Origin of the sequence: Psychrobium sp. nBUS_13, assembly GCF_051201665.1 — a bacterium.
GTDB lineage: Bacteria > Pseudomonadota > Gammaproteobacteria > Enterobacterales > Psychrobiaceae > Psychrobium.
Map to the genome: position 1 here is coordinate 693578 of NZ_CP179210.1, position 23940 is coordinate 717517.

The following is a 23940-nucleotide window of genomic DNA, read 5'->3' on the forward strand; positions in this document are numbered from 1 at the left end:
TCGTTCGTGTCTTATTTATAGTATTGATAAATATAAGAAATATGTTTGATGTCAGCGTTTCCCAATGACTGAATAGTTTACCTGTGAAAAACTAACAGTATTAACCATGTCAGATACTGATAAAATATACTTGAAATTTACTATAAAGATTATAAGATGACGCTTCGTCAAAGTTTGACGAAGCGTCAAAAGCTAAGGGCGGCTTTAGCCGTTGTTTCAATGATGCAAAAATGTGATAGCAATAATAACCCTAAATGTTTTATTCGTAAGGCGTTAACTAAACGCGAACAAAACGTCATAAACCGTGAATTAGAGCTACTTGATGTAGCTGAAAAGATCATGGCTCATGAAGGGTTTTCAGGATTGACAATGGACAAACTAGTGGCTGCTTGTGATTATTCAAAAGGCACTGTTTATAACCATTTCGCTAACAAGGAAGACTTGTTTTGTGCACTCTCAATCAAAGGAATGAGATTTATTATTTCCTTAGTAAAAAGAGCAGTAACAATGCAAGGTAACTCTCGCGAAAAGTGTTTAGCCATCGTTTATGCTCAGCAGTTACACAGTCAAATGCATGCGACCGCGTCATTTTGTGTTTTGATGGTGAAGACGCCGGCGGTACTAGAAAAAGCTAGCGTAGGGCGTATCGCTATTCAACGGGAGCTGGATATGGAAATTACGCTACTAGTTGATAAGCTTATCGAACAAGCGGCCGATTGTGGTGATTTGACGCTCAATAAGCGAGAAGAGGTCAATGGTATTTGTTTTGCGCTATGGTCGATGTCTTTTGGTTCTAGCGCTATTTTAGCCAGTGATCAAGATGCAGAGGCCGTGGCTAGACTTGATATGTTTAATGCATTATTGTTTAACATGAATGTGTTACTAGATGGTTTAAAGTGGCTGCCATTGAGCGATGAATTGGATTATCAAGCGACTTGGCTACGCATTGGAAATGAAGTTTTTGCCGCAGAGGTTGCAGCGTTGAGTTAACGCTGCTTTTTATTTGAACTTAAGTGACGATTCGTCAATTTAGGGGTAAGAATCATGAAACGTTTATGGCTTGAAGTCGTAATTAAAAAACCGTGGTTAATGTTGTTGTTTGGCATTGTTTTTTTTGTAGTGGCTGGAATGGGCGGCCAAAATTTGTATTTTCGAGGCGACTATAAAGTCTTCTTCGGGAGTGAAAATCCTCAGTTAATTGCATTTGAAAAGATGCAGGGTATTTTTAATAAAAATGAAAATGCCAATATCATCATTGCGCCTAAATCAGGTGATGTTTTTAATAAAAATACACTTCAACTCATAAAAGAGTTAACCGATGAGTCTTGGCAAACTCCTCGCTCGACACGTGTTGACTCATTATCTAATTATCAACATACCTGGGCAGAAGAAGATGATCTGATCGTTGAAGATCTCGTTATGGACATCGAATCAATGACCCCGCAGGCGATAGCTAGAGCCAAGAGTATTGCTACGTCAGAGCCCAACTTAGTGAAGCGTATTGTTTCTGAAAATGGCGAAGTTGCTGTTATTAGCGTTACGGTACAATTACCCGATGGTGATAACCCCGAAACAGCAGGCGAAGCGGCGTTAGCGGTGATGGAAATTGCTAAGTCTATTACTGATTTAACGGACAGCTTCAAAGAGAAATACCCTGATCATGAGTTCTATCATACAGGTATTGTCTTCATGAATGACTCCTTTGCTACAGAAGCGCAAAAAGATGCGAGTACGTTAGTGCCCCTGATGTTCTTGATGGTCATTATTATTCTATGGGTTTTACTGCGCTCTTTTACGGGAACCTTCGCCACGCTGATTATTATTATCGTTTCTATTGCTGCGACCATGGGTATTTCAGGATGGATGGGATATTTCTTAAGTACGGCAACAGTGAATGTACCAACTATGGTAATGACGCTCGCCGTTGCCGATTGTGTGCATGTCATTTCATCAATGCTATATGCAATGAGGCAGGGACAAACGAAAGAGCAGGCGCTTGAGTACAGCATGAATCTCAATCTAATGCCTATTTTTATTACCTCAGCGACAACTGCAATTGGTTTCTTGACGTTAAATTTCTCTGATGTTCCGGTATTGGCAGACTTAGGTAATTTAACAGCCTTAGGTGTCATGATTGCTTTTGTATTGTCAGTCACTTTATTACCAGCAATTTTGACAATATTACCCATGCGCGCAGTTAAAGTAACCACGGGGAAAAGTCATTGGATCGAGCGCTTAGGTGACACGGTTATTGATAATCATCGCAAATTATTGCCAATTTCTTTAATTGTTATGGTGATTGCGATAACGGCGACCTTTAACAATAATGTGAATGACATTGCCACCGATTACTTTGATGAAAGTACCGCGTTTAGACAGTCAACTGATTTCCAGCAGGAAAACATAAGTGGTATGTCGACTATTGATTTCGCGCTTTATAGTGACGAAGCATCAGGGCTTAATAAGCCAGAAATGTTGAAAACAGTCGACGCCTTTAGCAACTGGTTACGTGAGCAACCAGAAGTTGATCACGTATTAACTATTAGTGATACCTTCAAGCGTTTAAATAAGAATATGCACGGCGATGACGAATCATACTATCGTTTACCGCAAGATAGAGAGCTGTCGGCACAGTACTTGTTGTTGTATGAGATGTCACTGCCATACGGTCTTGATCTGAATAATCAAATCAATATTGATAAGTCTGCAACCCGTATCACCGCAATTTTGCAAAACCTTGGTAGTGTCGAATTTACTGAGTTTGAACAACGTACTCAGCAATGGATAGCTCAAAATGCACCAACCTTGCGTATGGCTGCTGCTAGCCCTAACTTAATGTTCGCTCATATTGGCCAACAGAATATGAGCAGTATGCTGATAGGGACTTTATTCGCCCTTGTCTTGATCTCTGGGTTATTAGTGTTTGCATTGCGTTCATGGCGCTTAGGGGCAATCAGTTTAATCCCAAACCTAGTGCCAGCGTGTATCGGTTTTGGTATCTGGGGAATGTATTCTGGTGAAATCAACATGGGACTATCTGTCGTATTAAGTATGACTTTAGGTATTATTGTCGACGATACCGTACATTTTCTAAGTAAATATCAACATGCCAAGAATGAAGGTAAATCAACACAAGATAGTATCCGTTATTCCTTTGCCAGTGTTGGTCAAGCATTGTGGATAACAACGCTCGTGTTAGCAATCGGTTTCTCAATTCTAGCGTTGTCGTCGTTTAGACTTAATGCCGATATGGGGCTGCTAACCGCAATAATTATTGTGGCGGCGCTGGTTGTCGATTTCTTATTCTTACCAGCCTATTTACTATGGTTAGATAAAACGTCAAATTCAGAAAAATCACAAGGAGCAAGCGATGAACAAGCTGCATAAAATATTTACTATATCAGCAATAGGGTTAAGTCTGATAGCCGGTTCAGCTATTGCACAGACTGCACAAGAAAAGGGGCTAGCAATTGCTAAAGAGCGCAAGGCTCGAGACATTGGTTGGGGCGATTCAACCGCTAAAGCACAAATGATTTTGCGCAATGCCAAAGGGCAAGAAACAGTGCGTAAAATGAAGATAAAATCGCTTGAAGTGGCTGACGATGGCGATAAAGCGCTGACTATTTTTCAACAACCTCGTGACGTAAAAGGTACGGCGTTCTTGAGCTTCTCTCACGCTGTTAAGTCTGATGAGCAATGGATGTACTTACCAGCGCTTAAACGGGTTAAACGCATCGCTTCACGAAACAAGTCTGGGCCATTTATGGGCAGTGAGTTTGCATTTGAAGATTTGAGCTCGTTTGAAATTGAAAAGTATACCTACAAATTTTTACGTGATGAAATCATCAATGGTGAACTATCGTATGTTGTTGAACTAGATCCTGTTGATAAAAACTCGGGTTATACTCGTCAAATTATTTGGATGGATCACTCACATTACCGTGCGCATAAGATTGAGTTCTATGATCGTAAAAATAGTTTACTTAAGACACTGACTTTTTCAGATTACAAATTGTATTTAGACAAATACTGGCGTTCACACAAACAGAATATGACGAACAATCAAACTAAAAAGAGCACAGATTATCTGATTGAAGAGCTAGCATTTGATACAGGTCTTAACACTAAAGACTTTAACAAGGCGACGTTAAAGAGAGCTAGATAATGAAACGATTAAGCACACTAGCTTTTGCATTAAGCGGCTTAATCGCAACCAGTAGCTTTGCCGAGACGCAAGTGTCGGTAAAAGCTGCTGCTGATTATCGCTTATATACTCAAGATGCTTTATATTCACAGCAAGTTGATAAACAGTTTTCGATGTTTATCGAGCCTGAAATTTACCATAGCTGGAATGACGATTTAGATAGCGTTACGTTTAAACCGTTTTACCGCTGGGATAACGAAGATGATGAACGTAGCCACGGTGATATTCGTGAATTGATGTGGCTTCATGTTGGCGAAGATTGGGAGTTACGCACGGGTATTGGCAGCGTATTTTGGGGACAAACTGAGTCGGCACATTTAGTCGATGTCATTAATCAAACTGATGCCGTTGAAGCGGTTGACGGCGAAGATAAATTGGGTCAGCCGATGATTAATTTAACCTTGGTTCGTGACTGGGGTAATTTGGATTTGTTTGTGCTACCAGGGTTTCGTGAGCGAACTTTTGCTGGCGAAAATGGGCGCTTACGTGCACCTTTCATTGTCGATACTGACAACGTTATATATCAATCGACTGACGAAGAACATCACGTCGACTTTGCGGCGCGTTGGAGCCACAGCATTGATATTTGGGAACTTGGGTTGTCTTATTTTGATGGTACTTCGCGCGATGCCGATTTGCTATTGTATGTTGACAATGAGATAGGCACATTTAGACCTTTCTATCGTCAAATGAATCAAGTGGGGCTTGATGTGTTGGCTGTTGTTGACTCTTGGATTCTTAAATTTGAAGGGATTTCACGTCACTTTGATCATGCGCCACTTTATGAAGCTAACGATTATTTCGCAATGACCACAGGCTTTGAATACCCCTCGGTAGGCGTGTTTGATTCTGTGTGGGATATTGGCTGGTTAATGGAATATCAATTTGATGATCGTAAGGATAGCTCGCAAGCGCTAGGACAAAACGATTTAATGTTGGGGGCACGCTTGGTATTAAACGACATTGATGGCACTGAAATACTCTTTGGTATGGTGCAAGATTTGGATCATTCGAGCACGCGTAGCGCATTTGTTGAAGCTTCCAGTCGTATTGACGATAACTGGAAGTGGCGTGTCGATGCGCGTATTTTCAGTGCCAATGAATTGAGTAACGTACTCTATAACTTACGCAATGATGATAATGTTGAACTGAGTTTAGAATACTATTTCTAATTTAATCGATCGTTGAGGTTTATTCTCATTCTAATTTAAGTCGTAATTCGGTAGTTAATCATCTGTTTGAATGCGTCAATTATCTTGGTAATTGGCATAGCTAAGTATTTAAAGTCTTTCAAGTAGTCAGTATTAACTCTCATTCCTGCATTAGCTTCAAATACTAAAAGTTCCCCGTCAGTTGTGAACGAAAAATCAATACCAAAATAATCAAGTGACAGTTTTTCATGGATTTGTTTAATGATTGCTTGATGTCCAGGTGATAGAACAGTTGATAAGTCGTCAACGAAAGCCTGTTCTTCTTGACGTAATCGTTGATTGTTTTGCATCAGTGTCATACGTGAAGAGCTATGAACATTCCAATGATTATGAGCGACACAATGTTCTGGATAAAACTCACCGTCAATAACAAACACACGATATTTCCGATACAAACCGTCCTTTGATTTAAAATCAATAAATGGGCAAATATTGAGAATTTCACCACGGCTTTGCTTTAAATAATGATCAAGCGATTCTCTGTCTTCTAATTTGACGAGTCCTATTCCAGTGCTGCTACCTAATGGTCTTGCCAATGCTGGAAACCCACTATTGTAATTAGCAAACTGAGCATTGCCGTGAAATATATTCGTGTCGGCAATTTGTAAAGATAATGATGATAATTGCTGGTAAATATCGACACGCGACGTATTCAAGACAGCCGCTGGAGGATTAATAATTTCATGATTAAAGCGTTCAAATTGAGTCAATAACGTAAGTGCATTAGCGCAAACTTCCATATCAGCAATGCAATTGATGATTAAGTCATAATGACCAAGCTGTTTCACTGACTCTCTAAAATTATCACTGTCACTGACAAATAAACGGCTAACGTTGACCTGTTGCATATCAATGAATTTATTCACATCAAAATGACCACCGAAAATACTAAACGCTATTTCATTACCAATGTGTGGTACAAAATCGAGATTTTCTAGTGCATAAATCAGGAGCACTCTTGGTTTACTATTAGCTTCTTTGCTGGAATAAAGGGGATGATAAGGTTTACAGGTTAGCGCACGTTCCATTGCTTTTTGTGCCAGCTTTTTTTGCGACAATAATTGATGGGCAATGGCGTTATAAAACAACGTTTCAAACGAGGGTGTTGGATGAGGTGCTAAAACCTCTAAGCAGTCTTTTGCTTGTTTCTTCTTAAGATAAAACTTGGCCACAGCGAGCGCGCTAGGTAAGTGGCTCTTAGTCGCATTCATTAATTGTCGGTTAAGTATTTTGTACGCATTACTATGTTTATTGTGAGTCAAGAGTCCTAACGCTTGTATCGTATTACTGATAAATGCGGAATTATCAGGTGCCATAGATAAACTCAATGACATATAACTAATGCCATCGGCAATATTATTGAGGATAATAGAAAGCATACCGTAAAAATGCAGTGCATTTAGCGCTGTCGGATTTTTCTCCAACTGCGCTTTAAAACCATTTCTTGCTGCTTCGTATTTTCCTTGCTGCATTAGTGCAATAGGATCAACTTCTTGGGTCATATTTACCAACTCTTTTTGTGACGAAAATCACGTGATGTAAGTTATTCCAAACGTCGAGAAATATTTTCTATTTATTCACTTTCTATTGTCCTGTCGACGGATAAATCTAGCCATTTTCCTTTGGTTGTTAAGATTTAATAACGTCACTCTATCTATAAATATACTGTGTAATCAGGAGCAATGTCTTGAAAAAATTGTTTTTTTATTGCGAATACCGCAATTTATTCTTTCTTGCTTGGTAATTTTTTCATTGCCAGCGAGTGCCAATTAATGGCAAACATTGTATAAACGTCCCACTGAAATTCCTTTTCCGAGTAATAATTTGTACTCAGCCGAAAAGGCAGCATTAGGGAAAATGCTGTTTTTTGATCCGCGTTTATCGCAAAACTTTAATATGACTTGTGCCACTTGTCATAACCCAAGATTTGGCTAGGAAGATGCCACAACACTGTCTGTGGGCGCCAAAAATACTGCACTAGATCGCCATTCTCCGACGGTTATTAATGCAGCATGGGGTAATCAATTTTTCTGGGACGGTCGTGCGCCAACGCTTGAAGAATAAGCACAAGGGCCAATAGAGTCAACGGTGGAAATGAATACGCCAATGGCGATGGTGGTTGAGCGAATTAGCGCTGTTCCTCAGTATCAAACGTGGTTTCAGCGAGCCTTTAATGGTGAAGGTGTCACTAGTGAAAATATCAAGAAAGCGATCGCCACCTTTGAGCGCACTATTGTATCGGGCATTGCCCCTTTTGATCGTTGGATTGAAGGTGATGAAGATGCCATTTCTCATCAAGCCAAACGTGGATTTGAGCTATTTAATGCAATTAATGGTATTATCTAGAACAAATCATTGATATTGCAGAGCAAACAGCCAAAGGTAGTATGACATTGGATGCTAACAGCACTCAGAACATTACCTCGATGGACGAAGTTAACAGTAACGTAGCGCAGTTTAAACTTTAACACTGTTGGCTCGCTGCCACTTGGGCTAAGATACTGTGCAAATTTAATTTGAAAGTACTCTTAGCCCATGAATAACGTTAACCTCGATGGCAAGCCCGTCACTCCGAGCAAAGTCATCTGTATCGGCCGTAATTATGTCGACCACATCCATGAACTCGGCAATGAAATGCCCGATGACATAGTGGTGTTTTTAAAACCCAATAGCGCTATTTCAAATGAACTAACCAGCTTTCACCAAGAGTCATTACATTACGAAGGCGAAATTTGTCTAATGGTCATTGGCGGCGAATTTCGCGCTGTAGGTTTTGGTCTTGATCTCACTAAACGTCAGCTCCAAGGTAAACTGAAAAGCAAGGGCCTGCCGTGGGAGCGCGCCAAAGCGTTTGATGGCTCAGCAGTGATGGGAGATTTCGTCAGCATCGATAACCTTGATAACAGCCTGAGTCTAAAACTCACCATCGACGGTGAGGTTATCCAACAAGGCGGTGTAGAGCTGATGATGTACAAACCGCAACAAATTCTTGAATCGTTGAAAGAGCATTTCACTTTAGAAGATGGTGATATTGTGATGACAGGAACACCGAAAGGGGTTGGGGAAATTAAAGCGGGTGTCCTGTTTCATGGTCAAATTAATCAAGCAAAAAAAACGTTAATTAGCAACGAGTGGCAGGCTATTTAACGAATGGTTTAGATAGGCTTAACAGTGCAGTTAAGCCTTTGCTACAAAATTAAGATAGGCTACTTACACTAATGCGCTATTGAGGATCTGCTCACTGACTGCTAAATCAATATCGCCATGTTCACCAAGTGCTCGCATACCGTGCTCGTCTAGCTTCGCTAAAATATCTTTCACTTCAGTCTCACCTAGTTGCACATCTGAAAGTCTTGTTGGAACTTGCATTTCTTTAAAAAAGGTTTCAGTTAAAGCAATCGCTTGCGAAATTTTTTCATCGTCGCTACCGTCGGTAATATTCCAAACACGCGTTGCGTATTGCAGTAATTTTCCGTGCTTATCACTGCGTTTAACTTTCATTACAGCCGGTAGGATAATCGACAGCGTACGAGCGTGATCGATGCCATAACCTCCTGTTAATTCGTGTCCTATCATATGCGTTGACCAATCTTGCGGAACCCCTGCGCCAATTAAGCCATTAAGCGCCATTGTTGCCGACCACATGATGTTGGCGCGAATGGCTAAATCATCTTTAGTTGTTGGCGATAATGCCTTTGGGCCTTCTTCGATAAGCGTTTGAAGTAGCCCTTCAGCAAAGCGATCTTGTACTTTACCGTTGACATCATAAGTGAGGTATTGCTCCATCACATGAACAAATGCATCAACGACGCCGTTACTAATTTGGCGATCTGACAGTGTGAGTGTCACCGCTGGGTCAAGCACCGCAAATTGCGGCTTAACTAATGGACTTGCAAAAGCCAGCTTGTCGCGGCCGCGCGTCACCACAGAATTGCCGTTATTTTCAGAGCCCGTTGCTGGCAATGTAAGTACGGCGCCAATAGGCAATGCTTTTGTCACAGGAGCACCCTTTGCGAGAATATCCCATGGCTCATCGCCCTCAAATTGTGCGGCTGCGGCAATAAATTTAACGCCGTCGACAACAGAGCCACCGCCAACTGCGAGCAAATAATCGATGTTTTCCGATTCTATAATGGGCAAGGCTTTGGCTAGTGTCTCGTAACTAGGGTTTGGCTCTACTCCCGAGAACTCAAACCACTGGTGATTCTTAAGAGCGTCAGTTACCTGCTGGTAAACGCCATTGTTCTTGATTGAACCGGTACCATAAACTAAAAGCACCTTGGTATCTGCTGGGATTTCATTGGTGATTTGAGTAATTTGATTTGAACCAAAATGAATGCGTGTTGGGTTATGAAAGCTAAAATTTAACATAAAAAGTCCTAGTAATTATTGGTTCAAGTGAGTGATAAGCTTTTGTGCTACAAGTGCTGAGCTAGCTGGGTTTTGTCCTGAGATAATCAATCCATCTTGAACTGCAAAAGGCGTCCAGTCAGCTGCGCGTTGATAGTCAGCGCCGCGTTTAATTAATTCGTCTTCTAATAAGAAAGGGACAATTTGGGTTAACTCAACAGCCGCTTCTTCATTATTAGTAAAGCCTGAGACTGCTTTTTTATTAATGAGGTAAGCATCGTTATTGTCTTTGATATTAAGTAACACAGCACTTGAATGACAAACCGTTGCAACTGGCTTATTTGCCTCAATTGTTGATTGGATGAGGGCAATTGAATCAACGTCATCGACTAAATCCCATAATGGGCCGTGGCCACCAGGGTAGAATACAGCATCATAATCTGACGCGTTAACTTGATTGAGCTTTAGCGTATTTGATAGCTGATCTTTTACTTGTTCGTCATTGTCAAAACGCTGTGTATCGGCTGTTTGAAAGTCAGCTAATTCACTCTTTGGATCGATAGGTGGCTGTCCACCTAGCGGAGACGCTAAGGTAATTTCATAGCCTGCATCTTTAAATGCAAAATAAGGGGCAGCAAATTCTTCAACCCAAAAGCCAGTTTTTTCGCCACTATTACCTAGCTTATCGTGAGAGGTTAAAACCATTAGAATGTGTTTTTTAGTCATTGCTTTTACTCGGAGTGTAAGTTGATAAAACACAGTTTACGCCTTCATTAAAATCATACAATGCAGATAATATTAACTTCATTGTATTAAAAATTGATACAATCGGGTCAATAAAGGTTAAAGAGAGTAGGTTAGTGAGTGTTTCATTTGAACAATTAAAAAGTATGGTGGTTTTTGCACAAGTTGTTGAGCAGGGCACATTGAGTGGTGCGGCGAAACAACTCGGTTTGTCTCGGGCTGTGATCAGTTATCATATTAAAAAACTTGAACAGCAACTGGCCATTACCCTGCTTAATCGTTCTACCCGAACCATTTCATTAACAGAAGCTGGAAACGACTATTATCAGCATTGTCGAGTCATCGCGCAGCAAGCTATGGCTGCTAATCAACAAATAGAGAATTTGAAAACAGATCCCATCGGTAGACTTAAAATAACTTGCCCCGTTAATGTCGGACTACAAACCATAGTACCAGCACTTAATGAATTTCGCGGGCTTTACCCGAAGATAGAACTGGATGTAATGCTCACCGATGAGGTGGTGAATATTTTGCAACAAGGTATCGATTTGGCTATCCGCGGTGCACCTTTACCAGATTCAGGTTTGCAAGCAACCAAATTATCGACGTTAAAAACTTGTCTATGCGGTGCGCCTAGTTATTTTGAGAAACGTGGTATTCCTCAAAAGCCCAGTGATCTTAGTCATCATGAGTGGGTGATTTATAAACTGACAGCGAATAATCTTGAGTTAACAAAAGGATCTCGATCCTACACCATCAGTGTGAAGGGAAGCATTGAAACTAATAATGCCGCCGCCAGAACGGCCTTTGTCGAAGGCGGTCATGGCTTAGCAAGGATCCCTATGTACGATGCCATTCCTAAGATCCGTCAAGGGACTTTAATGTCGGTATTAGATGACTACACCATGAAAGACATTAATGTTTATGGCGTTTTCCCGCCCGGCAGTGCGAGTTCTAAAAAACTACGTTTACTATTAGATTTCTTGAAAAGTTATTTCAACAAAGTATTAGTAGAGGATTAATTCGTGTCGCGATGGATTAGAAAACTCACTTCATTGAATTGAAATTAGATCGGTGTTTCTTTTGATAGCGCTTTTACCCAACATACAAATTCCTTATACTAGGCGCTTCTTAAGCAGATGTTTGAAATTATGAGTGAAGTGAATATTCTTGAAAATCGTCCGAATCAACCTGTTGGGCGAATTCGTCAGAAAAATCAATTGCGCATTATAGCGGCCGCCGAAGAGGAGTTTGTAACCTTTGGCTTTAAAGGCGCGTCAATGAAACGTATTGCCGAGCGTGCTGAGTTGCCTCGCGCTAATATTCATTATTACTTTAAAAACAAAGTCGATTTATACGCTGCTGTTTTAGGTGACATTGTAGAAGTGTGGAACTCGACGGTTGCTGATATTAACCCTGAAGATGATCCTAAAGAAACATTAACCGCCTATATTCGCGCTAAGGTGTTATCTGCGAAAGGTAATCCGAATGCCTCGAGAATATTCGCGAGTGAAATAATCCACGGTGCGCCGCATATTGGTCAATATTTAAAGCAAGATTATCGCGTGGCTATCTTGAATATTACCAATGGTTTTCAATCATGGATTGACCAAGGAAAAATGGATGCCATTGATCCTATGCATTTACTATTTATGATTTGGGGTTCAACTCAACATTATGCTGACTTTGGTGTTCAGGTACGTGCTGCAATGGATAAAGACTCGTTAAATGATGACGATTTTGATCGTATTATTGCGTCAATTACCCACATTATTCTCAAAGGTGTGGGGCTCAATTAGGCTTCAATTACTTATATGAAAAGGGCAATCTAGTGATTGCCCTTTTTATTGTGTTAACTAAGTGCCGATTAACGCAGCTCTCGGCGCAGAATTTTTCCTACTGGCGTCATTGGCAGCTCATCGCGGTATTCTACCTTACGCGGTAGTTTATAAGCAGTGATGTGCTCGCGGCAGAATTCTTTGATTTCATCGATACTTAATTGCTTGTCGCCTTTGGCGACGATGAACACTTTAACGGTTTCACCAGATCTATCATCTTGGACACCTATCGCAGCACAGTTTTCTACCTCTGGGTGCTTAGATAATACATCTTCAATTTCATTCGGATAGACGTTAAATCCAGAAACAATAATCATATCTTTGATGCGATCGACAATAGAAACAAAGCCATCTTCGTCGATAATCGCAACATCTCCAGTTTTTAGCCATTCGCCGTCACTCGTAAAGGTATCCTTGGTGGCTTGCTCATTTTGCCAATAGCCTTTCATGACTTGTGGGCCTTTGATGCATAGCTCACCGCGTTCGCTTATAGCTACTTCATTTCCTTTATCGTCAATACACTTTACGGCAGTTCCTTGTAGCGGGATACCTACAGTGCCAACGCGCTCAAAGCCGTTAAGCGGATTCATACAAGCGGCAGGAGAGGTTTCGGTCAGACCATAGGCTTCTGAAATAGGACAACCTGTCATTTCTTTCCAACGAACGGAAGTGTCTGAAGCTAATGCAGTGCCTCCAGAGAGAGTGAATGCTAACTTACTAAAATCTAATTTTTGAAATTCAGGATGATTCATTAACGATACAAATAGCGTATTTAAGCCAATGAAACCTGATAGTTTCCAAGGCTTAATAGCCTTGATAAATAAGTTGGTATCACGTGGATTAGCGATCAAAATACTGTGTAAGCCTAAGTGAAAAAATGCCATCAAGTGCACGGTAAATGAATAAATGTGATAGAGCGGTAATGGTGCAACAATGTTGGCTTCTGTGGTGTTAAAAATACGGTTACCGTGTTCGTCTTCTTGGTGCAAAAGTTCTGCCGCTTGCAGCATATTGGCGACTAAATTACGATTGGTAAGCTCAGCTCCTTTTGATACGCCAGTTGTACCACCTGTGTATTGAAGAACTATCGTATCTTCAGGGTTAGCAAGGTGTGCTGGTGTAAACCCTTTACCGAGATTTTCCTTGAGGATTTGTTTAAAGGAAATTGCGTCTGGCAAATGGTAGGCAGGTACCATTTTTTTAACGCGTTTTATTAATGTATTAACAAGCCAGCGTTTCATTGTTGGCAGCATATCGCCCATAGAGGTCACTAATACCGTTTTAACACCTGTCTGATCTTGAATGTTTTGCACTGATTTAGCAAAAATATCCATACACAATAATGCTGTTGTACCTGAGTCGTTAAATTGATGAATCATTTCACGCTCGGTGTAAAGCGGATTGGTGTTAACGACCACTAAGCCTGCTCGCATCGCACCATACATCGCAATTGGATATTGCAATGTATTAGGCATTTGAATCGCAATTTTATCACCGGGTTTTAAATCGGTATGATTTTGCAGGTAGTGAGTAAACGCGGCACTGTATTGATCGATTTCTCGAAAGGTCAGTGAATGCCCAAAGCCAGTGAAGGCCTTACGATCGGGAAAATTTTTCATTGCCTGTTCGATAACTTCAATCGCAGAGCTAAATTGTTCAAAATCGAGATTGTTTGCGACACCGGGGGCGCGTTTTCCGTCCCAAAAAGATGCGTCCATTATTTCCTCCAAATACCTAATCTATTATTGTTGTTTTGTGGTTACGTGGTTGTTGAGTACCATTTGCAATGTCATGTTTGCGAGCTGCTCTAGCGATAAATCACCGTTAGGTTTATACCAATTGAGTGACCAATTAATGGCACCATTTAGTAAACGTCGCAATATGTGATGGTCAATATTTATCATGCCTTGCTGCTGCGCTTGTGCCAATACGTCAATCCAATATTGCTCGTATTCGTCGCGTAGTTTTAACATGATAGTCTGATTTTCTTCGTTTAGCGCACGCCATTCAAATACCAACACAGAAATATGCGCGCTGGTATCTAAGATTAGCGCCTGAAATTCACAGAGAATTAATGCCAGTAATTTGTCTTTGATGGTGTGGTTAAGCGATAACGCCAAATCTACACGACGAATATTTAGCAAAATCGCCTGTTGCATTACTTGTTTGAGAATTTCTTGTTTATTCGGGTAATGGTGAAACAAACTACCGGATTGAATACCAATCGCTTTGGCAAGATCGCGTACTGTTGTTTTATCAAAACCACGATCGCGAAACAGGGTTGCTGCTGTGCCGAGTAAGCGCCCTTTAGGGCTTTGCGGATCAATAACTATCGATTCATCGATAAGCTGCGATAAAATTTGCTCGTTGTTGAGCTGTGTCAAGGCAACAAAAGCCATAATCACCTTCTATTTTACAGCGTAATTCATGTTAAGAGCCGCTGTTTTTTATTCTTATCAAGTCACCTTAACAGCTTTTTTTTGAATAACCAAGCAAGCGCTTGGGGTGATTAATTAATAGACGTTATTTCCAAAAGAAATAGTATCTTTTTGTGGTTTTATTCAACACGAAACAATCAATTAGGTGTATAATTTTTATACTTTAAAAGCGAGGTAACACATTGACTTTAATTGATTTTAAAATGATGGGCGCAATTGAGCGAATCTTACTTCTAAGAACGATGGCCATAGTCATTCAGTTGTGTGCTGTGATTGGTTTTTTCGTTGTGATGCCGCAAGACATAACGATAATTCCTTTACTTTCAATCATTGCACTTGAAACCGTATTTCATCTTTTTAGTTGGCGCTGGTATCGCCATCATCAAGCGTCTTCTTTTGCGGTTGCTGCGCAGGCAATAGCTGATATTGTTTTCTTAACGCTGTTAATGGCGTATAGCGGCGGGGCAACTAATGCGTTTGTTTCGCTGTTACTAATGCCTATTGTAATTGGTGCCGTGAGTTTACCTACACGTATGCTGGCTTTTGTATCATTGTGTGCCGTGATTGCGTATAGCGCATTGTTAATGAGCTTGCCGACTCACCAGCATCATATGGATATGACCAATCATTTTATTGGCATGTGGGTTAATTTTCTTTTATCAGTCATCGTTGTGACCTTGGTGGTTGGCACGATGTCTAAGATGATTACTAATCGAGAACGAGCCATTGCCAAACAACGAGAAGAACAACTTAAAAGTGAACAATTAATTTCATTGGGGGTGGCATCGGCTCAGGTAACTCACCAACTGGCGACGCCGCTGGCAAATTTGCAACTGTTGTTTGAAGAAATCCACGAAGAGTTTCCACATGATGAAGCAGTGAAAGCAATGGAGTCACCATTGGAAATTTGCCGTAATGAACTTAATCATTTTAGAGAGCTTGCAACTGCGATTCGTGAAAACAAAACCATTGAAATTTCACCATTAGCGTTGTTTAAGGATATTAAGACGGCCTGTAATCTTCAATATCCTGAGTTAGAACTGATCACTCATGTTACTGATGACGGGTTTGAAAAAATGTTAATTAACTCAGATGCGATGTTACTTTCTGCTATTTGTAATCTATTACAAAATGCTGTGAAGTCGAATCAACAATCCGGCGTTAATCAAGTTGAGTTAGGGTTAACGGCAACGAAATCCCATGTCACCATTAACATTAGGGATTTTGGTGGTGGTATTGAAGCGTCTCGTTCATTAGGCGCGTCGTTAGTCGAAAGTGATAAAGGACTAGGTATGGCGCTAATGTTATCTAACAGTGCCTTTGAACGTTTAAATGGTGAGCTTGTACTGAGTAATCATAGCGAGTTAGGCGCTGTCGCTTCTGTTAAATTACCACTAGTTAAAGGAAGTTAATGTGAAGTTATTGATCATTGAAGATGACGTTGCCTTTGCACAAACGTTGGCAAGGCGTTTGGCAAAGTATGATTTTGAGCCAAGCATTTGTCATGATGCTGGCAGTGCGCTAGGTCAATGCTTAGATCTTTCACCTGAGTACATCTTACTTGATATGAATCTTGCTGGTGATAGCGGTTTGCAATTAATCACGCCAATTCGAACTCAATTACCTCAAGCAACGATTGTATTATTGACGGGCTTTGCCAGTATTGCGACAGCAGTTGAAGCGATGCGTCTTGGCGCCAATGATTATTTGGCCAAACCGGTGACCACGCCAATGTTATTGAAATCGTTACTAGGAGAGTCAAGTGATTGTGATGGAGAGTTAGCAGTGGATGATGCGATGTCTGCGGAACGGGTAGAGTGGGAACATATTCAGCAAGTATTAGCGATAAATGATGGCAATGTGTCGGCAACAGCGCGCCAATTGAATATGCATCGCCGTACTTTGCAGCGAAAATTGCAAAAACGCCCAGTGGTAAAATAATTTAGTTCTTTTACTACAAGTAGTGACTAATAAGTAACCGCCCCTATCAAAGGCAGTTACTTAATCAAAAGGGGGAAGTTAAGCGACTAGAATTGATAATCTAGTGACACATACATTACACGCCCTTTAGCACTAATACGCTCACCAACAACAAAATCACTGCCTCTAGCACGGTTAACGCCACCAAGATGTGGTTGATAATTCTTGTTTAATAAATTTGTAACACCCACACCTATTGAAAGTTGTTGATTCACATCATAGCTACCTTGCCAATCAACGACACCATAACCTGCTGAGCGTTGCTCGTTATTTAACTCAGATACCTTGTTTTGGCGGTCAAAAGCGTGAACAGACAGTTGGCTTTGCCATTGTTCGAATCGGTAATGTAGTGAAACTTGCATATTCAGTGGACTAATGCGATAGAGGTCATCATTAATATCATCACGAGTCCCACGAACATAGTTAAATAATCCGCTTAACGAAAAATGCTCGTTAATTGGTGCGCGCCAATTAATGTCTAATCCGTAGATAGTTGCATCTATATTGCTAAATTTAAGTGGTGTTGCATCCCCCATCATATTGGCAACCATCATTACACTCGGATTATTGGTGACTGAAGTCCCTTGAATATAATCATCAACTTTTTGATAGAAAATGTGCGGTTCAATACTGATCCCGTTGGCCTGGTAATGAGTACCAACATCGATTTGGTAAGCCGTTTCAGCATCAAGGTTAACATCACCAATGTACGTTTTACCGTCGGCTAGGCCACCAGTTGCCTGCATAGGTAACCATAGATAACGCTCTTGATAACTTGCTGCACGTTGTTTGATTCCTGCGCCAGCAATTAAGGTCCAATTGTCGTTGAGAATACTTTGGCTATTGGCCACTAAATCGAATGTTGTCTCTGAAGTACTGTTATCTTGCTGATTAAAAGCGTTTTGCAATGCCATCACATGTGGATTCATCATTGCCATCGAACTTGATACATCACCAGCATCACTGCTGTTAAATTTAATACGCGCGCCTAACGTATAATTAACAGAGGAGTCGTCTTGGCTGTATTGTGCAAAGATTGAATGACGTTGGTCTTTCACATCGTTAAAGTTACGAATTAAAAACATCCCGTTATTTGGGTTTGTAATATCCGCATCATGTGTAGCACTAACTCCATCTAAGCCGAGTAACCATTGCTCAAGTTCTAACTCGACTTTGTAATCGTATGTAGTCGCAATAGCAGTCGTATAACGATGCATTTCCGCCATCATATTAACGCGCTGTTGATAATTATCCATGCCATGTGTGGCATCTTGATAACCCAATTGCCAGCTTAAGACATAATCAGTTGTCGTAAATTGTCCATCAACATTAAAGCGATCTGTTTTAATATAATCGATATCCATTGGTAGCGCAGGTGTGCCAGTCTCATCGGTTTTAGAGTGATGCCAGCTAACGCCAATTTCACGTTGTCCATTGTCGTAGCGTAAATCTAATCCCGCTTGTGTTTTGTCATATTGGCTTGATTTGATAACACGTTTATTGGCATCTTCGTAATCATCGGCACGTTGTTGGTTAGCATAAATAAACAGTCCAAAATCATCTTGGCTCGTTTGTAAATTTCCGCTCAAGGTTGAAGCATCATTGTGCTCATTATAATTTGCATGGACCATGCCTGATAATTGCTCATTGGCTTGAGGAGCGGCATGCTTTAATTTCACATCTATTGCCCCACCAATGGTATCAATACCACTACTAACGGGGGCGACACCACGATAAACAGAGAGTGACTCAACCATTACTGGATTAAGGTAAGTTAATGGGGCGTCCATCGCATTTGGTCCGGCACTCACAATCTTCTGACCGCCAATACTTTTGGCGATTCTAGAGCCAAACATACCGCGGTATTGTGCAATACCAGTAATAGGACCATTTTTATTAACATTGGCACCTGGAATCGTACTCAACCAGTCGGCAACATCAGGCTCTACATAACTACCGGTTGCAAATGTGGTTTGATCTTGAATCATTCGTGGTGCTGTAATTGTAATTACATCGATTGTTTCCGGTGTCGCTTTAGATACCGCTGCATAAGTTTGAGGGATACATAGAGTTGTAGCAATTAGTACTGACAAAGGATTAAGTTTCATAATATGCTCTAGCTAATTAGTATTTGTGCTATTTTGAATGATATTGGCAACATTTATCGAGTAAAATGGCCATGTGCGACAATATGTCGCACCCTTTGAAACTCAAGGAAAACAAGACATGCAGAGCGTTTTATATTTTTGGTTTAAAGAAATTGATCCAAGTCAATGGTGGGTGAAAGATCTCGCTTTTGACGCACAAATTCATGCGCAATTTAAAGATATTCATCATCAAGCTGTGCTAGGAGAATTATATCAGTGGCGTGAGACTTCTAAGGGACGATTAGCTGAAATTATTGTATTAGATCAATTTTCACGCAATATGTATCGAGATACGCCACAATCTTTTGCATTTGATTCATTAGCACTGGTGTTAGCACAAGAAGCAATACGAGTCGGCGACGATAAATTACTGACGCCGCAAGAGCGCAGCTTTTTATATATGCCGTTTATGCATAGTGAGTCATTAATGATTCATGAGCGTGCTGTTGAGCTGTTTAGTCAGCCTAATATGGACAGTAATTTAGACTTTGAATTACAGCATAAAGAAATTATCGAAAAGTTTGGACGTTATCCTCATCGCAACGAGATCTTGGGGCGTACATCCACAGCGCAAGAGTTAGCTTTTTTACAACAACCAGGCTCGTCTTTTTAGTCTTCGCTGCTAAAAGTAATCTGCTTGCTATCATCGAATTTGGTGATAGCAATCTTAGAAAGATGAACTTTGATTATCTGACCAATACTGGCGCATGTTTCTGAGCTAGTGGCGTCTAACAATGCGCTGCTATTTGTGAAAAAACAGCTTACTCGTAATGATTGTGGAAATTGCTCAAAGTTAACCTGATGAGTTAACCAGGCGAACTCTTCGACGTTGTCTTTAATTTCTTCACAGGCATTAGTTAATGCATGGCGTAATTGATTATCAATTTTCTTATGAGTCTTTTTCATTTAGCATGTGTCTTTAAAATTAAGTTTTTAGAATTCATTCATTCTTTCTTATTTATTGCGGCGTAATATACATGTTTTCACCAGAACAAACTGTACTTTTACTCAACGTTATCGTGGTCTTCTTAGGCTACTTCTTTATTTATCCTCGAGTTGCTGGTAATAATTTTACCAAGATAACTGGTCACGACATCATCGCGACTGGGATTGTATTGATGACATCCACATCCATTTATACCAATTGCATTAAGTAAGTGATCTTGTTGTGCGTAGAGAAAATCAGCTAAAACAAGGCGCTCGATTGACTAATAGCTGGCTATTAGGATTGAGAGCAACGCCATTTTAGTTAATTTTAACAAGTACAAGTGGGCAAATATTTAATGCAATTGGTATTATTATGGATCTGGAACAGAATTTAACTTACTAATCACTCAGGTAAATTGGTTTTGGTTTACGTTATTGACCTATGCGGCAATCGAGATCCCTGTCTTGCTATGGTATATGAAAAAGCAAAGGGTCTGTTGAACTTTGTGGTTCAAATTTTGTTCAATCTAAAAGGGTTTTGGGCAAGGCGTGAGGATTGATGCCTAGTTTATCTAGGTGAATGACGAATAACGCGGTACAAAATACTTTTAGGTGAATCCTACGGACAGCATTTGTTTGTTATTTCTACTGCGTTATCGTCTATTCGTGTAGCCAGCTACACCACATAGGCTCTGCCTTGTAGAAACCTCAAACAAATTGCTGCAAAAATGAACTCAAAAGATCAACAGACCCTAGTGTTGAGTTTCCTAAATAAGGAGAGATGATGGAATTAGTTTATAGTCATGATCAGTTGTTAATGGTTAATCATGTACGAAATTTATTGGAAAGTGCCTATATTAAAAGTGAACTCAGAAATGAGTTTCTAGGTAGCGGCGCAGGCGATCTTGCGCCACTGGATACTTGGCCTGAGTTATGGGTAGCCTTTGATGATGTTGAAAAAGCAAAAGCCGTGATTAGTAATATGGATAATGAGTCTGCACTCGTCTGGCATTGCAAAGGCTGCGATGAAGAAAATCCTGCCGCATTTGATATTTGTTGGCAATGTGAGAAACCAAAGATCTAATGAATGCAGAGAGTTGGTATGTTTCGTAGTTTATTATTGCTGGGTCTAGTGACCGCTTGTAGCGTTAGTGCTAACCAGAATGACAAGTTGGTGGCTGCAGCCATGGAGCGATTAAACCATCAAGTCCGTTATGATGGCGCCTATGTAAAGCTCGACTATCCAATGGGGGACGTTCCCGCACAAACCGGTGTGTGCACTGACGTCATCATTCGTAGTTATCGTCAGCTTGGAATCGATTTTCAGCAGCTTGTTCACGAAGACATCAAAGCTAACTTCAATCAATATCCATCGAAACGTATTTGGGGTTTAACCCGTCCAGATAAGAATATTGACCATCGCCGGGTGCCAAACTTACAAGCGTTTTTTAAACGCCACGGTCAATCGATAAAAGTCACAAACTTAGCTAAAGACTATCAAGCTGGCGATATCGTTTCTTGGATGGTTAACGGTAACTTACCTCATATTGGCATTGTCGTGAAGAAACGTTCTGGTGATGGAAAAAGACCAATGATCGTCCATAATATAGGACGCGGTCCAGAGTTAGAGGACATGTTATTTAAATATCCTATTACTGGGCATTATCGATATTAATTAGAGGATTTATGTCATGGCATTTAGACAGTGTTTTCAATGTAAAAATGATTTACCAAACACGACCACACCAGAGCCTGTTTCTTGTTATATCCATAAGCAATGAAGACGTTGTGTTTTAGAGTGTGAATAAAATACAAGCTACAAGGCGTGCGATTGAGTAATAGCTTGCTATTGGGAAGGAGCACAACACAGTAGATTGGATTTTAGGCCACTATAAAGCCAGTTTTCTTTGTTGGTTATGGGTATCAATTCTGTGGTGCTGTCAATGAAGCGCCGCCAGCATTTAAAGTAAAAGATACGCCAAAGCCATTACGTCGCAGTCAATTTAGCAGTAGTGAAAGTGTTGATTTCACAAGTTTTTGTAATAGAAATGGTGGTAATGATAGTGATGGTAGTGGTGGTGAATAAATCTGAAATTCAAGGAAGAAAATATGAAATGTAAACATTGCAATAACAAGGTCATTAATCCCATTGTAAAATCGGTGATGATTAATAACACGCCAACATCTGTCCGCATTTGCCCGGTATGTAAGGAAAATTTAGACAGTTCAAAGACTATGCTAATTGTCGTTGTAATACTTTTTGTCGGCGTATTAAGTATGTCAAAGTTTTTTGGATAACTAGCAAGCTCATCATCCCACGTGCGCTTTCATTGCTTCAATATTAATTATCCCCGAACGATTAAGAGTGATCTTAAAGCGTTGAGAATGCTGTTCACCTTCGCAAGTCTGCACTAGTACCACATTGATTTGATAACGACGCTCTACGCCTTGTTGACTTATTTTTTGTCCATCAAGGGAGTAGAGGCGGCCTTCACCTTTTTTCAAATAGCGAACAAAAGGCGTGAGATTAAACATTAGCTGTTGCTGGATCTCGTCATAACCGGGTAAAAACTTCTTCGCTAACACTTTAGTATCGCTTCGAAAATGTAGTAGTTGAGCATCAAGCCTATTTTGCTGACGGCGCTTGTTTAAGTGCTTCTTCACATTGTCTGGCAGCTCTTTACTCTTAATATACTCTAGCCAAATGGTTTGTTTAGCCACCTTAGTCTTGGTGGCGCTGTTGGAGAATATTTGTTGCCACTTCGGCAGGCCATGTTGAATGCGTCGCCAAATTATTTGGGTAATATCATCTTTAAAGGTTTCACGTAACCCGTAAATGACGCCGAGCAGGGCAACGAGCACTAACGTGACTTCGGTAAACGATGAACGCGCGTTTAGTACTAATGTCATCACAAAGGCCATGATAATAGCGGTAACACTGCCTCGAACAACACGCTTTAGGTTACGATTTAAATGGCGCATATCCTTGTTAAATACCACGCCATATTCCATCAATCGCTGTAACAAGCGCATTTTGTTGGTAATACGGTTAGGATCGCCCAAGGTAATTTGAGAGTTAAACTGATTACTGTCGCGATAGCTGTTTTCTTCACGACATAAATGAATTAACTGCTCTCTAATCTCTGCACTTTCAGTCGTTTTTGGCCCTTTGGCCAGTAATTTGAGAAATGACTGCTCAACGTGCCAACTTAGATAGTTATCGGCATTTTCATGGTATGACTTAAATTTCTTGTCACTAGGTGCGTTACGTCTGAGTTTTTTTAACAGACCAATACTTTGCTCAGCGAGTTCATGAGCCATTGGGTAAAATTCATCGCTGTCTTTATGTTGCAACGTTTGTTTGATGTCGATGTCGAGCGCTGTTTTTATTTGATAAGAAAACAGATTCAAATTAACGCGATAATCATCTTGCTCGCCTTTTTTAGCACTGATGAATCGACTGCGAACTAGCGGCAAGTGTAATTTATCGGAAAAATAAGCAGAGCGCGTTTTTATGCTGCTGTGGAAATAATTCGATTCGTCTAATGTTTGTGGGCTGATCCCCATTTCATTAGGCAGAGAAAAATATAAATCGATGCGTTGTTGAGTTTGCGGCAGCAATTGATGGCGCAGGGTGATAGAAAGTGCTTCGTCTTGACTGAGTTTAGTAACCTTCACTAGTGAATTGTTGTCCTTATATCTTATATACCCGTTGCCAGTGAAAGTGCATGATTTCAGCAAGACGAGAAGCGTGCCAAATACTAGGCATAAGATGTGTCGTTAAGTCATTCTTAACCAATATCTTATAACAACGTAGTTGGTCGCTTATCGCCTTGCCCGTAGGGACCTCGGGTAGAACACGACTACTGCGTTATGATTTATAATCAGGGAGTGACCATTAATTACAAATCATGCCTTGTATTCGAATCCTACCCGAGCTCTGAAACAAGCATCTTCAATGGTAACGGGTATAGCGAGTGTATATCTATCTTAAAGGCACTGGCATCGCTTAGCAATGTAAAAGGGTTAAAAACTGAGTGACTAACCGCTCGCTCCTTGAATCGGATAAAAATCCCTATATGATGGTCAGCTAATGGATTT

At 40.5% G+C, this 23940-nt stretch carries 20 protein-coding genes and 1 pseudogene; 13 read left to right on the plus strand and 8 right to left on the minus strand.

The annotated features are described in order from the left end of the window. Nucleotides 1-156: 156 nt before the first annotated feature. From ACMAZF_RS03195 to ACMAZF_RS03210, 4 genes are read left to right on the plus strand one after another with little or no spacing between them, the layout of a single operon-like run. A complete protein-coding gene (locus ACMAZF_RS03195; protein WP_435276041.1) occupies nt 157-990 on the plus strand; it encodes a TetR/AcrR family transcriptional regulator in 834 nt (277 codons plus the stop codon). Nucleotides 991-1044: 54 nt separating this feature from the next. Continuing rightward, on the plus strand, nt 1045-3387 hold the full coding sequence (locus ACMAZF_RS03200) for an efflux RND transporter permease subunit (protein WP_435276042.1): 2343 nt from the start codon (nt 1045-1047) through the stop codon (nt 3385-3387). Continuing rightward, on the plus strand, nt 3371-4165 hold the full coding sequence (locus tag ACMAZF_RS03205) for an outer membrane lipoprotein-sorting protein (RefSeq protein ID WP_435276043.1): 795 nt from the start codon (nt 3371-3373) through the stop codon (nt 4163-4165). The genes ACMAZF_RS03200 and ACMAZF_RS03205 overlap by 17 nt, the downstream gene beginning before the upstream one ends. Continuing rightward, entirely contained in the window at nt 4165-5376 is a 1212-nt protein-coding gene (locus tag ACMAZF_RS03210; RefSeq protein ID WP_435276044.1) for a hypothetical protein, read from the plus strand. The genes ACMAZF_RS03205 and ACMAZF_RS03210 overlap by 1 nt, the downstream gene beginning before the upstream one ends. 35 nt (nt 5377-5411) lie before the next feature. On the opposite strand, the gene ACMAZF_RS03215 is transcribed toward ACMAZF_RS03210, so the two are convergent. Next, nucleotides 5412-6917, minus strand: coding sequence for a hypothetical protein (locus tag ACMAZF_RS03215; RefSeq protein WP_435276045.1), 1506 nt, complete (start codon nt 6915-6917; stop codon nt 5412-5414). Between the two features lie 322 nt (nt 6918-7239). On the opposite strand from ACMAZF_RS03215, the pseudogene ACMAZF_RS03220 reads away from it, so the two are divergent. Then, nucleotides 7240-7761, plus strand: a pseudogene (locus ACMAZF_RS03220) (cytochrome-c peroxidase). A gap of 189 nt (nt 7762-7950) precedes the next feature. Next, nucleotides 7951-8562 carry a fumarylacetoacetate hydrolase family protein gene (locus tag ACMAZF_RS03225; RefSeq protein ID WP_435276046.1) on the plus strand — a complete coding sequence of 204 codons (612 nt, stop codon included), beginning with the start codon at nt 7951-7953 and terminating at the stop codon, nt 8560-8562. A gap of 63 nt (nt 8563-8625) precedes the next feature. On the opposite strand, the gene ACMAZF_RS03230 is transcribed toward ACMAZF_RS03225, so the two are convergent. Then, on the minus strand, nt 8626-9786 hold the full coding sequence (locus tag ACMAZF_RS03230) for an iron-containing alcohol dehydrogenase (RefSeq protein WP_435276047.1): 1161 nt from the start codon (nt 9784-9786) through the stop codon (nt 8626-8628). A 15-nt stretch (nt 9787-9801) separates the two neighbouring features. Further along, nucleotides 9802-10491: a type 1 glutamine amidotransferase domain-containing protein gene (locus tag ACMAZF_RS03235; RefSeq protein WP_435276048.1), complete on the minus strand. Its 690-nt coding sequence runs from the start codon at nt 10489-10491 to the stop codon at nt 9802-9804. 134 nt (nt 10492-10625) lie between these two features. Here ACMAZF_RS03235 and ACMAZF_RS03240 point away from each other — a divergent pair, with 134 nt between their 5' ends. Together ACMAZF_RS03240 and ACMAZF_RS03245 are read left to right on the plus strand one after the other, a co-directional pair. After that, nucleotides 10626-11531, plus strand: coding sequence for a LysR family transcriptional regulator (locus tag ACMAZF_RS03240; protein WP_435276049.1), 906 nt, complete (start codon nt 10626-10628; stop codon nt 11529-11531). A 117-nt stretch (nt 11532-11648) separates the two neighbouring features. After that, entirely contained in the window at nt 11649-12308 is a 660-nt protein-coding gene (locus tag ACMAZF_RS03245) for a TetR/AcrR family transcriptional regulator (RefSeq protein WP_435276050.1), read from the plus strand. 68 nt (nt 12309-12376) lie between these two features. On the opposite strand, the gene ACMAZF_RS03250 is transcribed toward ACMAZF_RS03245, so the two are convergent. Together ACMAZF_RS03250 and ACMAZF_RS03255 are read right to left on the minus strand one after the other, a co-directional pair. Then, entirely contained in the window at nt 12377-14065 is a 1689-nt protein-coding gene (locus ACMAZF_RS03250) for an AMP-binding protein (RefSeq protein ID WP_435276051.1), read from the minus strand. A 24-nt stretch (nt 14066-14089) separates the two neighbouring features. Then, complete coding sequence (locus tag ACMAZF_RS03255) at nt 14090-14746, minus strand: TetR/AcrR family transcriptional regulator (RefSeq protein ID WP_435276052.1); 657 nt, start codon at nt 14744-14746, stop codon at nt 14090-14092. A 242-nt stretch (nt 14747-14988) separates the two neighbouring features. On the opposite strand from ACMAZF_RS03255, the gene ACMAZF_RS03260 reads away from it, so the two are divergent. Then, nucleotides 14989-16197, plus strand: coding sequence for a sensor histidine kinase (locus ACMAZF_RS03260; protein ID WP_435276053.1), 1209 nt, complete (start codon nt 14989-14991; stop codon nt 16195-16197). 1 nt (nt 16198) lies between these two features. After that, the gene (locus ACMAZF_RS03265) at nt 16199-16726 is read left to right on the plus strand and encodes a response regulator transcription factor (protein ID WP_435276054.1); all 528 of its coding nucleotides are present in this window, start codon (nt 16199-16201) and stop codon (nt 16724-16726) included. 86 nt (nt 16727-16812) lie between these two features. On the opposite strand, the gene ACMAZF_RS03270 is transcribed toward ACMAZF_RS03265, so the two are convergent. Next, nucleotides 16813-18873 carry a TonB-dependent receptor domain-containing protein gene (locus ACMAZF_RS03270; RefSeq protein ID WP_435276055.1) on the minus strand — a complete coding sequence of 687 codons (2061 nt, stop codon included), beginning with the start codon at nt 18871-18873 and terminating at the stop codon, nt 16813-16815. Between the two features lie 118 nt (nt 18874-18991). Between ACMAZF_RS03270 and ACMAZF_RS03275 the strand changes: the two genes are divergently transcribed. Further along, on the plus strand, nt 18992-19525 hold the full coding sequence (locus ACMAZF_RS03275; protein ID WP_435276056.1) for a DUF924 family protein: 534 nt from the start codon (nt 18992-18994) through the stop codon (nt 19523-19525). Here ACMAZF_RS03275 and ACMAZF_RS03280 read toward each other — a convergent pair. Beyond that, complete coding sequence (locus tag ACMAZF_RS03280) at nt 19522-19818, minus strand: Fis family transcriptional regulator (protein ID WP_435276057.1); 297 nt, start codon at nt 19816-19818, stop codon at nt 19522-19524. The genes ACMAZF_RS03275 and ACMAZF_RS03280 overlap by 4 nt on opposite strands. 802 nt (nt 19819-20620) lie before the next feature. Between ACMAZF_RS03280 and ACMAZF_RS03285 the strand changes: the two genes are divergently transcribed. Beyond that, nucleotides 20621-20923 (plus strand): DUF2007 domain-containing protein, encoded by a 303-nt coding sequence (locus tag ACMAZF_RS03285; RefSeq protein WP_435276058.1) that lies wholly within the window; start codon nt 20621-20623, stop codon nt 20921-20923. An 18-nt stretch (nt 20924-20941) separates the two neighbouring features. Beyond that, nucleotides 20942-21514: a DUF1287 domain-containing protein gene (locus ACMAZF_RS03290; protein WP_435276059.1), complete on the plus strand. Its 573-nt coding sequence runs from the start codon at nt 20942-20944 to the stop codon at nt 21512-21514. A gap of 635 nt (nt 21515-22149) precedes the next feature. Here the strand turns inward: ACMAZF_RS03290 and ACMAZF_RS03295 are convergent. After that, nucleotides 22150-23517 (minus strand): hypothetical protein, encoded by a 1368-nt coding sequence (locus tag ACMAZF_RS03295; protein WP_435276060.1) that lies wholly within the window; start codon nt 23515-23517, stop codon nt 22150-22152. Nucleotides 23518-23940: the final 423 nt, after the last annotated feature.

Excerpts from the sequence above, each read along its gene's own strand:
- ACMAZF_RS03195 (WP_435276041.1), top strand. The coding sequence starts at position 157 with ATGACGCTTCGTCAAAGTTTGACGAAGCGTCAAAAGCTAAGGGCGGCT.
- ACMAZF_RS03200 (WP_435276042.1), top strand. The coding sequence starts at position 1,045 with ATGAAACGTTTATGGCTTGAAGTCGTAATTAAAAAACCGTGGTTAATG.
- ACMAZF_RS03205 (WP_435276043.1), top strand. The coding sequence starts at position 3,371 with ATGAACAAGCTGCATAAAATATTTACTATATCAGCAATAGGGTTAAGT.
- ACMAZF_RS03210 (WP_435276044.1), top strand. The coding sequence starts at position 4,165 with ATGAAACGATTAAGCACACTAGCTTTTGCATTAAGCGGCTTAATCGCA.
- ACMAZF_RS03215 (WP_435276045.1), bottom strand. The coding sequence starts at position 6,917 with ATGACCCAAGAAGTTGATCCTATTGCACTAATGCAGCAAGGAAAATAC.
- ACMAZF_RS03225 (WP_435276046.1), top strand. The coding sequence starts at position 7,951 with ATGAATAACGTTAACCTCGATGGCAAGCCCGTCACTCCGAGCAAAGTC.
- ACMAZF_RS03230 (WP_435276047.1), bottom strand. The coding sequence starts at position 9,786 with ATGTTAAATTTTAGCTTTCATAACCCAACACGCATTCATTTTGGTTCA.
- ACMAZF_RS03235 (WP_435276048.1), bottom strand. The coding sequence starts at position 10,491 with ATGACTAAAAAACACATTCTAATGGTTTTAACCTCTCACGATAAGCTA.
- ACMAZF_RS03245 (WP_435276050.1), top strand. The coding sequence starts at position 11,649 with ATGTTTGAAATTATGAGTGAAGTGAATATTCTTGAAAATCGTCCGAAT.
- ACMAZF_RS03250 (WP_435276051.1), bottom strand. The coding sequence starts at position 14,065 with ATGGACGCATCTTTTTGGGACGGAAAACGCGCCCCCGGTGTCGCAAAC.
- ACMAZF_RS03255 (WP_435276052.1), bottom strand. The coding sequence starts at position 14,746 with ATGGCTTTTGTTGCCTTGACACAGCTCAACAACGAGCAAATTTTATCG.
- ACMAZF_RS03260 (WP_435276053.1), top strand. The coding sequence starts at position 14,989 with ATGATGGGCGCAATTGAGCGAATCTTACTTCTAAGAACGATGGCCATA.
- ACMAZF_RS03270 (WP_435276055.1), bottom strand. The coding sequence starts at position 18,873 with ATGAAACTTAATCCTTTGTCAGTACTAATTGCTACAACTCTATGTATC.
- ACMAZF_RS03275 (WP_435276056.1), top strand. The coding sequence starts at position 18,992 with ATGCAGAGCGTTTTATATTTTTGGTTTAAAGAAATTGATCCAAGTCAA.
- ACMAZF_RS03280 (WP_435276057.1), bottom strand. The coding sequence starts at position 19,818 with ATGAAAAAGACTCATAAGAAAATTGATAATCAATTACGCCATGCATTA.
- ACMAZF_RS03285 (WP_435276058.1), top strand. The coding sequence starts at position 20,621 with ATGATGGAATTAGTTTATAGTCATGATCAGTTGTTAATGGTTAATCAT.
- ACMAZF_RS03290 (WP_435276059.1), top strand. The coding sequence starts at position 20,942 with ATGTTTCGTAGTTTATTATTGCTGGGTCTAGTGACCGCTTGTAGCGTT.